The organism is Hoeflea sp. BAL378, assembly GCF_000759435.1.
Classification (GTDB): domain Bacteria; phylum Pseudomonadota; class Alphaproteobacteria; order Rhizobiales; family Rhizobiaceae; genus Hoeflea.
Window position 1 is genome coordinate 43,817 of record NZ_JRJG01000033.1, and the last position, 11,029, is coordinate 54,845.

Consider the following 11,029-nt stretch of genomic DNA (forward strand, 5'->3'; position numbering starts at 1 on the left):
CAAGGGCTTAGAAGTCATGCTTGCGGATGTTGTGGAGCATTTTCCTGAGCGTCTCGACGAAGGCCGCGCGTTCCTCGTCCGGGATGCCCCTGAACATCTGCGAATAGACCTGCGCCATGGTCGGCCACAATTGTTCGAACGCGGCGCGGCCGGTGTCGGTGATGACGATGCGGGTGACGCGGCTGTCATTGGCGTCGGGTTCGCGCCGCACCAGGCCGTCGGAGGTGAGCTGTTCGAGCGACCGGCTCAAGGTCGATTGCTCGACGACCGCGTAGACCGCGAGTTCGGAGATCGGCAGGGCGTCGATCACCGACAGCACGGCCAGCGCGCGCATCTTCGGCGTGGTCAGGCCCAGCTTGGTCATCTCCTGCCGCAGGTCGGCATTGTAGCGGCCCATGATCCGGTTCATCAGATAAGGCGCGAAATTGGACAGGCCGATCTCGCCCAGCCGCTGAAACGGCGCGGACCTGTCCGTGGCGGGAGGCTTGATGTCGTTCATGCGCCCAGCCTCTTTGCGAGCAGGAAGCCGGAGCCGCCGCCCAGGCCGGGGCCCGGATGGGTCGAGGCGCCGATGTGGTGCAGGTTTTCGATCGCGGTCGCGTGGTTCCGGCTGCCCGGGAACGGCCGCCAGATGAAGAACTGGTCGAGCGCGCAGGAGCCGCCATAGGGGTCGCCGCCGACCAGATTGATGTTCATCGCTTCGAGATCGGCGGGCGAATAGGCCTTTCGCGCCAGCACGGCCTCCGGGAACCCCTCAATGTGGCGCGCAAGGATCGCCTCGATCCGGTCGGCGAAGGCCTCGCGGACGGACCCGGTCCAGGCGCCGTCGGTGGCGATCGCGCCGGCGGCGTCGCCCTTGAGGATGCGCGGGGCGTCGGGGATCTGCAGCCAGAGGATCGATTTGCCCTCCGGGCAGCGGCTGGGGTCGAGGCGGTGCGGCTGGCCGACGCAGATGGTCGGGGTTTCGGGCAGCATGCCGCGCTCGGCCTCGTTGGAGGATTTGGAGACGGAATCGATGCCGTCGGCCAGATGGATCAGCGCCACGTCCTCAAGGCCGGCGGTCTTCCAGCGGACCGGGCCGTTAAGGGCGTAATGCATCTGGAAATTGCCGCGGCCGTGGCGGAACTGGCGCAGGCCGTCGGCGAGGTTCTCCGAAGCGGGCGCCTGCTGATCGCGCAGCAGCCGGCCGTAGAGCTGGCCCGGCGCGACGGAGCAGACGACGTGGGACGCCTTGATTTCGGTTCCGTCGGCCAGACGCACGCCCGAGGCGCGGCCGTTGGCAACGAGGATCCGGTCGACATCGGCGCCCGCGCGCAACTCGCCGCCGTTCTCCTCGATCAGCGCCTTGAAGGCGGCGGCGGCCCGGCCGGCGCCGCCCTTGACCACGGGAGCGCCCGCGGCTTCGAGCGCGAAGGCGATGACCTTGCCCATCTCGGCGCCATAGGCGGATTCGACCGTCAAGCCGGTGTGCAGCGCCCAGGGCGCCCACAGTGCCTGGATGAGCTCGGAGGAATAGGAGCTCTCGAGCCAGGCGCGGGTCGGGCGCAGGGCCTCGCCCATCCAGGCGGCAAGCCCGCGGGGTCCGCGTTTCCAGGCCTGGGCGGCGAGAAGCTTGGCCGTGGACCAGCTCCACAATTCCCCGCCCAGAAGCGCGAACAGGAACGGCGCATCGGCCTCGATCGCGCCCACGTCGGCGCCGTGGCGGTCGCCGTCGCCCGCTGAAGCCGCGTTGAAGGCCCTGATGTTGGCGGCCCGGTCGGTGGAGAGCGCCAGCGACGAGCCGTCGGGCCTCAGCACGGCGGTCGGATGCGGCGTGTGGCAGAATTCGAGCCCATGCCGGGCCAGATCGGCTCCGAGCGCGGCATGGGCGGGGGAGGTGAGGAACAGGACGAAGGTCGCCGCCATCACGTCGTGATGGAAGCCCGGAAGCGTGATCTCGTCGGTGCGCATGCAGCCGCCGAAGCGGTCGGCGCGCTCGAGCACCAGCACACGCTTTCCCTTGCCGGAAAGCATGGCCGCGGCAACGAGCGCATTGATCCCGCTGCCCACGATGATGTGGTCATAATCGGCCATCGGTCCGTTCCCCGGAGTTGAGCCGCCTCAGCCGCGGGCGACCAGGGCGATGGCGCGGATCGGGCTGCCGGTGCCCTTGACGAGCTTCAGGGGAGCGGCGATCAGCACCGCGCCCTTGGGCGGCAGCTTGCTCAGATTGGCGAGCGACGCGAGACCATACTTGTTGGCGGCGTGCAGCAGGTTGTGCGCCGGGAAGGGGGGCTCCATGCCGCCGGCCTGGCCGGCGTCGGTGCCGATGCACTGCGTGCCCCAGCCGATGGCGCCCTTGGACAGGATGTACTTGATGCAGTCGACGGTCGGTCCGGGCGAATGCGGGCCGGTGTCATCGGCGTTGAGATAGGCGGCCTCGTCGTCGGCGCGCGCGTCCCAGTCGGTGCGCATCACCACCCATTCGCCCGGCTTGATCTCGCCGTGCTTGGCTTCCCAGGCCTTCACGCCTGCCGCGTCGAGCAGGAAGTCGGGGTTCTTGGCGACTTCCGCCGAGCAGTCGATGACATTGACCGGAGCCACGAAATTCTGCGGCGGGATCGAATCCGTGTAGCCGTCGGAATAGTCCTTGCCGGTGATCCAGTGGTGCGGCGCATCGAAATGGGTGCCGGAATGCTCGCCGATCTTGAGCCAGTTCCAGGCCCAGTAGGGACCGTCCTTGTCATATTCGGAGATCTTGTGGACCTCGATCTTGGGGGTGTCCTTGGCCAGTTCCGGCGGCAGCTTGAGCAGCGGCGTATCGGGGCCGAGCGAGCCCGACAGGTCGACGACTTCGACCTTGCCTTCAAGCAGCATCGAAGCGAGTTGACCAAGAGTTTCGGTGGCGTTCATGTGGTGATCCTCCCTGACAGGCGTGGTTGTGATTTCGGTCTGGCGTCCCGGAAAACGGGATCGCTGAATGCGAGAAATAGATGCTAGACAGAATAATATGCATTTGCAATTATAAATCTCGAATGGGGGACTGGACGCGGTGCAGGACGAGTATGACGCGATCATTGTCGGCGCTGGGATCAACAGCCTGGCCTGCGCGGTCCATCTGGGCGCGAAGGGCTGGCGCGTCGGCATTTTCGAGCAGGCGGCTACGCCCGGCGGCGCGGTCAAGACGCTCGAGCTGACCGAGCCCGGTTTTCGGCACGACTGGGCGGCGATGAACCTGAGCCTGTTCGCGGGGTCGGGGTTTTTCAAGGCCCATGGCGCCGATCTGGTCGGCCGCGGCCTGGAGTTCGCGCCGGCCTCGAACTGCTTCGCCAGCGTTTTCGACGACGGAACCTGGCTCGGGGTCAGCACCGGGCCGGGCGAGACCCGCGCCCGCATCGCCAGGTTCTCCGAAGCCGACGCCAAGGCCTGGGACCGGCTCTGCGCCGAGTTTCCGGGCGCCGCGGAGTACGTCTTCGCGCTTCTCGGAAACTCCATGCAAATGCATGTACAAGGCCGGCTCCTGGCAAAGGCGCTGTTCCGCAAGGGCTTTGCCTGGACCGCCGATCTGGCGCGCCTGCTGGTGTCCTCGCCGCGCACATGGCTCACGGAAACCTTCGAGTCCCCCCATGTGCGCGCGACGCTCGCCGCCTGGGGCATGCATCTCGATTTCGCGCCCGACATGGCCGGCGGCGCGGTGTTTCCCTATCTCGAATCCATGGCCAGCCAGAATTTCGGCATGGTCATCGGCAAGGGCGGCGCCGACACCGCGGTCAAGGCGCTGCTCGCCAGGATCGACGCCGCCGGCGGCGAGGTCCATTGCGGCAACCGCGTGGCCCGGGTCCTGCGCAACGGTTCGAGGGCGACGGGCATCGAGCTCGCCGACGGCACGAAGATCGCGGCCAAGCGCGCGGTGATCGCCAATGTCGCGCCCAGCGGGCTGATGCGGCTGCTCGACGGCGCCTCGGGCGACGCGGCGTTCGACGCCAAGATGGCGAAGTTCTCCCATGCGCCGGGCACGATGATGATCCACCTGGCGCTCGACGGCCTGCCGGACTGGACCGCGGGCGCGGAGCTCAAGTCCTACGCCTATGTGCACATCGCGCCCTCGCTCGAGCAGATGGCGCGCACCTACCAGCAGGCGGTCGCGGGGCTGCTGCCTGACGAGCCGGTGCTGGTGGTGGGCCAGCCGACGGCGATTGACCCGAGCCGCGCGCCGGCGGGCAAGCACGTGCTCTGGGTGCAGGTGCGCATGGTGCCGGGCGTGATCCGGGGCGACGCCGCGGGCGCGATCACCGGGACCGACTGGGCAAGCGTCAAGGAAATCTATGCCGACCGGGCCATCGGCATGATCGAGCGGCACGCGCCGGGATTCAAGGCGAAGATCCTCGGCCGGGCGGTGGTGTCGCCGCTCGATCTCGAGGCCGACAATCCGAACCTGGTCGGCGGCGACCAGGTGGCCGGAAGCCACCATCTTTCCCAGAATTTCCTGTTCCGGCCGGCGCTGGGCCACGCCACGGGAAACACCCCTGTCGAGGGCCTGCACATCACCGGCGCCAGCGTCTGGCCGGGCGCTGGCACCGGGGCTGGGGCGGGATACATGCTCGCCCGGAAACTGGGCGGGCAGTGAAGGCACGGACATGCCGGTTGAATTATTTTACAACTATAATAATGTCGCGGTGGGTAATCGGAAAGAAGGGGTGAACTCTTGATCGGCCGCGTCTGCGGCGTGATCTGGCATCGGAACAGGCAGAAAACTGCATCAGTCAATGGACTCACACAAGTTCAACTCAGGGAGAACAGCATGACACATATTTCACGTCGCACGGTGCTCAAGGGCACGACGGCGGCTCTGGCGCTGGGCGTGTTTGCCGGGCCGGCGCTGTCGCAGGCCATTGAAGAACTCGTCATCGCCTACAACGTCAATCTTCCGTCGTGGGATCCGACCGTGGGCCCGTCCGCCGTCAACCCGACGATCCAGGGCATCTACCAGTCGGTGTTCGACCAGTTCATCCTGCAGCAGCCGGATCTTTCGCCGGCGCCGGGCCTGCTCACCGAATGGGGCTGGAACGAGGACAAGACCAAGGTGACGATGACGGTGCGCGAAGGCGTGACCTGGCATGACGGCTCGCCGTTCACCGCCGAGGACGTCGCCTGGTCGCTGACCCGCGCCGCGGACCCGGCGACCGGCAACCCGATCCAGTTCATCTGGTCGACGCTCGCCAACGTCAAGGCCGAGGGCAACACCGTCACCGCCGATGTCGCCAGCTTCGAGCCGACCATCTTCAAGTGGATGTACTTCCTCACCGGCTATGTGCTGCCCAAGGCCTATTACGAGAAGGTGGGCGCCGAAGGCTTCGAGGCCGCGCCCATCGGCACCGGCCCCTACATGGTCGACAAGTTCGAGCGCAACGCCTTCGTCCGGCTCAAGGCCAACCCGAACTACTGGGGCGGCAAGCCGGATTTCGAAACTGTCACCATCAAGTTCGTCACCGATGCCGCATCGCGCGTGGCTGAAATCGAATCCGGCAACTCGCATGTGACGCTGGAAATGCCCTACGAAGAATTCGACCGGCTGAAGGGCGGCTCGGGGATTGGCGGGATCGCCCATCCGATCTCCGATATCGGCATGATCTTCATCAACGACATCGAGCCGATGCTGGATCCGAACGTGCGCAAGGCGGCGGCCCACGCGATTGACAAGAAGTTGCTGGTCGAGCGCCTGCTGTCTGGCTACGGGGTGCCGATCGACACGCTGCAGACGCCGGACTACCTGGCCTATGATCCGTCGATCACGGTTGCCTACGATCCTGAACTGGCGACGAAGCTTCTGGCCGAGTCCGGCTACTCGCCGGAAAACCCGATCAAGTTCAAGATCCAGACGACCCGTGGCTTCAAGCCGAAGGACTACGAGATCATCCAGGCGATCGTCGGCCTTTGGCGCAAGGTCGGCATCGAGGCGGAGATCGAGGTCTACGAGATCGCCAAGCACTACGAACTGCGCGCCGCCGACCAGCTAGCGCCGGCCGCGTTCTACAACTGGGGCAATTCGATCGGCGATCCTTCGACGTCGACCGGCCATGCCATGTTCGGCCCGACCCCGCATTCGGTCTGGGACGGCCAGGAGCTCATCGACATGATCGGCCCGCTCTGGGGCGAGAAGGACGAGGACAAGCGGATCGCCGGCTGGAAGGCCGTCGACAAGCACATCGCCGAGAACGCGCTGGTCATTCCGCTGTTGCAGTATGTGCAGCCGATCCTGCACGCCTCCGGCGTGGCGGTGACGCCGCATTCCTCCGGCGCTCTGCTTCCGCATCTGATCAAGCGGGCGTAAGCTTCACGCCAATGAATGGACCGCTGCCTTCGGGCAGCGGTCGTTTTTCAGGAAATGATGTTTTGAAACTGTTGCGCGCGACACTGCTTCGCCTGTTGACGATGTCCGTTACCCTGATCGGGGTGGCGGTCGTGGTGTTTTTCGTCATCCGCGTGGTGCCGGGCAACCCGATCGCCATGATGCTGCCGCCCGGCGCCACCGAGGACGACGTCGCCCGACTGACGGCGCTCTACGGGCTCGACAAGTCGATCGTCGAGCAATTCGTCATCTGGCTCGGCGGCGTCCTGCAGGGCGACTTCGGCACCTCGATCTCGTTGCGCCAGCCGGTGATGCCGCTGGTGCTCGGGCGCCTGCCGGCGACGCTGGAACTCGCCATCTTCGCCCTGGTGATCGCCGTGATCGTCGGCGGCGCCCTGGCGCTGACCGGGGTGAGGCACCGCGAGACCCGGACCGAGACCGCCGTCGATGTCGCCAACGGCGTCGGCCTGTCGATCCCGGATTTCCTCTGGGCGCTGATCCTGATCGTGCTGTTCGGGGTGCTGATGCCGATCTTTCACATCTCCGGCCGCATCTCGCCGTCGCTCGACCTGCCGTTCGTCACCCAGTTCTACGTGTTCGAGAGCGTCGCGCGGCTCAGGTTCGATCTGTGGTGGGACCTGCTCAAGCACATGTTCATGCCGGCGCTCGCGCTCGCCATTCCGCTGGCCGCCATCATCAGCCAGTTGCTCAAGCAGTCGCTCAAGGAAACCATGCATCTCGATTATGTGACGCTGTCGCGCACCAAGGGCTACAGCGAGAACCACGTCATCCTGTCGGAAGCGCTGCCCAATGCGATGCTGCCGACGCTCACGCTGATCGGCGTGCAGTTCACCTTCCTGATCGGCGGCACGGTGATCATCGAGCGGCTGTTCTCCTACGAGGGGCTCGGCAACATGGCCATCGACGCGGTGATCAACCGCGACCTGCCGCTGATCCAGGGGATCGTCATCGTCTTCGCGCTGCTGTTCACCATCATCAATCTCCTGGTTGACATGATGTATGCGGTTCTCAATCCGAGGTTGCGTCATGCTTGATGGCCGCGGTTCAGTCAAACGGCGGCTCGGCGCGCGCCTGTGGCTCTCGGGCGCCTGGCTCGGCCTCATGGCGGTGCTGGCGCTGCTCGCCCCCTGGATCAGCCCGCACGATCCGCTGGCGCAGGACCTGTTCGCCGGCCGGCTGCCGCCGTTCTGGGTAACGGGCGCCGATCCCGCCTATTTCCTGGGCACCGACAGCCTCGGCCGCGACGTGCTCACCCGCATCCTCTACGGCGCGCGGATCGCCTTTTCCGTGGCGCTGGTCGCCGGGCTCGCGACCGCCCTGGTGGGGTCGCTGCTGGGACTGCTCGCGGGCTACATGCGCGGCTGGGTCGACGTGGCGATCTCCCGGCTGGTCGAGATCTGGATGGCGTTTCCGCCGGTGCTTTTCGCCATCCTGCTGATCGCCGTGATGGGCACCGGGCTCACCTCGATCATCATCGCCATCGTGGTGATCGACTGGACAAGGTTCTGCCGGGTGGTGCGCGCCGAGGCGATGAACCAGTCGGCGATGGATTATGTCTCGAGCGCCATCGTCGCGGGACGGCCGCGGCGCGACATCCTCTGCCGCGAGATCCTGCCCAATGTGCTTCCCACCATCGTCGCGCTGCTGACGCTCGAAATGGGGATCGCCGTCATCGTCGAGGCCATCCTCTCCTTCGTCAACCTGTCGATCTCCACCGACGCGCCGACCTGGGGCGGCATGATCGCCGAGGGACGCACCTCGATCCACCAGGCCTGGTGGGTGCTGGCGTTCCCGCTCGGCGTCCTGTTCCTCACCGTCCTGTCCTTCAGCCAGTTCGGCGAAGGGCTCAAGGACCGCTTCGACCCGGTGCTCAGATGACCGCATTTCTGACCGTCACCAATCTGTCGGCCGCGCTGCACGGCTACGAGCAGCGGGTGCTGCGCTCGGTCAGCTTCTCCATCGACACCGGCGAGGTGCTGGGTCTGGTGGGCGAAAGCGGCGCCGGCAAGAGCATGATCGGCAAGGCGATCCTCGGCATCCTTCCCTCGGCCATCGAGATCATCGAGGGCGAGATCCTGCTCGACGGGCAGGATCTTGAGAAGATGAAGCCCGCCGACCGGCGCCGGCTGATCGGGGCCACGGCGGCGCTGATCCCGCAGGATCCGCTGACCGCGCTCAATCCGTCGCGGCGGATCGAGCCGCAGATCACCAACCGGCTGGTCGACATCCTCGGCTGGACCAAGGCCGATGCGCGGGTGAGGGCGCTCGAACTCTTGAACGAGGTCCACATCGACAATCCCGAGCGGGTGATGGCGAGCTATCCGCACGAACTGTCGGGCGGCATGCGCCAGCGCGTGCTGATCGCCTCGGCCTTTGCCGCCAACCCGAAGCTGGTGATCGCCGACGAACCGACCACGGCGCTCGACGTCACCGTGCAGAAGCAGATCCTCAGGCTGATCCGGGAACTGCAGGCGCGGCATGCGACCGCGATGGTGTTCGTCACCCACGATCTCGGCGTGGTCTCGAAAATCTGCCAGCGGCTGTCGGTGCTCTATGGCGGCAAGATCGTCGAGAATTCCTCCGTGGCCGAGTTCTTCGACGGGCCAAAACACGCCTATTCGCGGGCGCTGCTGGCGGCGACGCCGAAATACACCGACCCGGAAGCGTCGCTGCTGCCGGTCGACGAGGCGGTGATCGAGGCCGCGGCGGCCGAAGTGCTGGCGGCGGACCGGGAGTGGCGTCATGGCGGATAGAGACATCCTGTTTTCCGCGCGCGCGCTCGAAGTGGCGCTGCCCGACATGGCGGCCAAGCCCGTCTTCGGCCGCGCGCCGCTGATTAAGATCCTCAACGGCATCGATCTCGACATCACCCGCGGCTCGGTGCTCGGCATCGTCGGCGGATCCGGCTCGGGCAAGTCGACGCTCGGCCGCGCGCTGCTGCGGCTGATCGAGCCCACGGCGGGCACCATCCTGTTCGACGGCCGCGACATCACCCATCTTAACGAGGACGCGCTCAGGCCGATCCGGCGGCGCATGCAGATGATCTTCCAGGATCCGATGTCGTCGCTCAATCCGCGCCGCCGCGTCGGCGCGATCATCGCCGATCCGATGCAGATGCACGGCTTCGACGGCATCGACGGCCGCATCGACGACGCGCTCGACCATGTCGGCCTGCCGCGCGGCTTCCGGAGCCGCTATCCGCACGAACTCTCCGGCGGCCAGCGGCAGCGGGTGGGCATCGCCCGCGCCATCGCGCTCAAGCCCGAATTCATCCTGGCCGACGAGATCGTCTCGGGCCTCGACGTCTCGTCGCAGGCGCAGGTGCTCAATGTGCTCGCCGGCCTCGTCAAGGAACTGGGCCTGACGCTCGCCTTCATCAGCCACGACCTGTCGGTGATCCGAAGACTGTGCGATCGTGTGATGGTGCTGCAGCGGGGGAACATCGTCGAATACGCCGATGCCGACCGGTTGTTCGAGGCCCCGCAGGCGGCCTACACGCGCGAACTGCTCGACGCCATTCCGCTGCCCGATCTGCGGCAGGCGAACTGGTGAGCGGATAGACACACAGGAAGCGGCGGCAGGCCTGTCGAAGGCTGGCGCCGAGGGAGAGCTAGATGGCCGACACACAGATCCAGCCCGGCACCGATGGCTCGGGCTACATGCTCTACCATTCGATCGGGCAATATCCCGGCAAGGCCGAGGACATGGCCCGGGCGCTGACGTCGTTCGCCGAATGCTGGGGCGCGCCCGATGACGCGCAATGGGGCTATGCGCTGGGCCAGCGGCAGCGCTTCATCGACTTGTGGAGCCAGTTGCTCAAGGCGCCGGCGGCCTCGCTCACCACGACGGAGAACGTGACGACGGCGCTCGCCGCCATCATCATGGCGCTGCCCAAGGACGAACTCGAGGGCAGGGTGGTGCTGGTGGCGGGCGACTGTTTCCCGAGCCTGCATTTCCTGCTCAGCGGCATGGCGGATCGTTACGGCTTCACGCTGCGCACCGTGCCGCTGCGCGAGGGTGCGAGTTGGGTCGAGGACGAGGATGTGATTTCGGCCTGGGGGCCGGAGGTCGGGCTGGCGCTGCTGACCTGGGTCAGTTCCACCTCCTCGCACCGCTGCGATCTGGCGAGCCTGATGGCGCATGGCCGCCGGCAGGGCTCGGTGATCGGCGTCGACATCACCCAGGCGGCCGGGTTGATCGATTATGACTGCCTGGGCGTTGGCGCGGATTTCGCTGTGTCGACCAGCCTCAAATGGATGTGCGGCTCGCCCGGCGGCGGAATCCTGCAGGTGATGCCCGACGTGATCGCCCGCTGCCAGCCGAGCCTCAGGGGCTGGTTCAGCCAGGACAACATCTTCTCCTGGGACATCAACGCCTTTTCCTATGCGCCCGACATCCGCCGCTTCGACAACGGCACGCCGTCGGTGATGGCGGCGGCGGCTTCGGTGCCGGCGCTCGAATGGCATGCGCGGCAGGACTGGAGCGCCGAACTCGCCAAGAACCGCGAACTGTGCGCGGTGATCATCGCCGCCGCCGACGAGGCGGGCCTGACTCTGGCCTCGCCGCGCGACGCGGGCCAGCGCGGCGGCAGCGTGATGATGCGGCTGCCCGACGGCGTCGACGCCCAGGGGGTTCTCGCCGGCCTGCGCGCCCGCTCAATCTTTGCCGACGCGCGCGGCT

Annotated in this window: 10 protein-coding genes; 7 read left to right on the forward strand and 3 right to left on the reverse strand. The window is 66.6% G+C overall.

Features of this window, described 5'->3' with window-relative positions; genetic code table 11:
- Positions 1–7: 7 nt before the first annotated feature.
- The 3 genes from LL06_RS09100 to LL06_RS09110 are packed head-to-tail and all read right to left on the reverse strand — an operon-like array spanning position 8 to position 2,892.
- A complete protein-coding gene (locus tag LL06_RS09100) occupies positions 8–499 on the reverse strand; it encodes a MarR family transcriptional regulator (RefSeq protein ID WP_035525257.1) in 492 nt (163 codons plus the stop codon).
- Entirely contained in the window at positions 496–2,073 is a 1,578-nt protein-coding gene (locus LL06_RS09105) for an NAD(P)/FAD-dependent oxidoreductase (RefSeq protein ID WP_035525260.1), read from the reverse strand. Before LL06_RS09105 ends, LL06_RS09100 begins: the two co-directional genes overlap by 4 nt.
- 27 nt (positions 2,074–2,100) lie before the next feature.
- On the reverse strand, positions 2,101–2,892 hold the full coding sequence (locus tag LL06_RS09110; protein ID WP_035525263.1) for a cyclase family protein: 792 nt from the start codon (positions 2,890–2,892) through the stop codon (positions 2,101–2,103).
- A gap of 139 nt (positions 2,893–3,031) precedes the next feature.
- On the opposite strand from LL06_RS09110, the gene LL06_RS09115 reads away from it, so the two are divergent.
- From LL06_RS09115 to LL06_RS09145, 7 genes are all read left to right on the forward strand, one after another.
- Complete coding sequence (locus LL06_RS09115; protein WP_035525266.1) at positions 3,032–4,606, forward strand: NAD(P)/FAD-dependent oxidoreductase; 1,575 nt, start codon at positions 3,032–3,034, stop codon at positions 4,604–4,606.
- 174 nt (positions 4,607–4,780) lie between these two features.
- The gene (locus LL06_RS09120; protein WP_035525269.1) at positions 4,781–6,310 is read left to right on the forward strand and encodes an ABC transporter substrate-binding protein; all 1,530 of its coding nucleotides are present in this window, start codon (positions 4,781–4,783) and stop codon (positions 6,308–6,310) included.
- Between the two features lie 11 nt (positions 6,311–6,321).
- The gene (locus tag LL06_RS09125; protein WP_052161344.1) at positions 6,322–7,383 is read left to right on the forward strand and encodes an ABC transporter permease; all 1,062 of its coding nucleotides are present in this window, start codon (positions 6,322–6,324) and stop codon (positions 7,381–7,383) included.
- Positions 7,376–8,227 (forward strand): ABC transporter permease, encoded by an 852-nt coding sequence (locus LL06_RS09130; RefSeq protein ID WP_035525272.1) that lies wholly within the window; start codon positions 7,376–7,378, stop codon positions 8,225–8,227. Before LL06_RS09125 ends, LL06_RS09130 begins: the two co-directional genes overlap by 8 nt.
- A complete protein-coding gene (locus tag LL06_RS09135; protein WP_035525275.1) occupies positions 8,224–9,102 on the forward strand; it encodes an ABC transporter ATP-binding protein in 879 nt (292 codons plus the stop codon). The genes LL06_RS09130 and LL06_RS09135 overlap by 4 nt, the downstream gene beginning before the upstream one ends.
- Complete coding sequence (locus LL06_RS09140; RefSeq protein ID WP_035525278.1) at positions 9,092–9,901, forward strand: ATP-binding cassette domain-containing protein; 810 nt, start codon at positions 9,092–9,094, stop codon at positions 9,899–9,901. Before LL06_RS09135 ends, LL06_RS09140 begins: the two co-directional genes overlap by 11 nt.
- A 62-nt stretch (positions 9,902–9,963) precedes the next feature.
- On the forward strand, positions 9,964–11,029 hold a 1,066-nt coding region (locus LL06_RS09145), incomplete at its 3' end, for an aminotransferase class V-fold PLP-dependent enzyme (protein WP_052161346.1).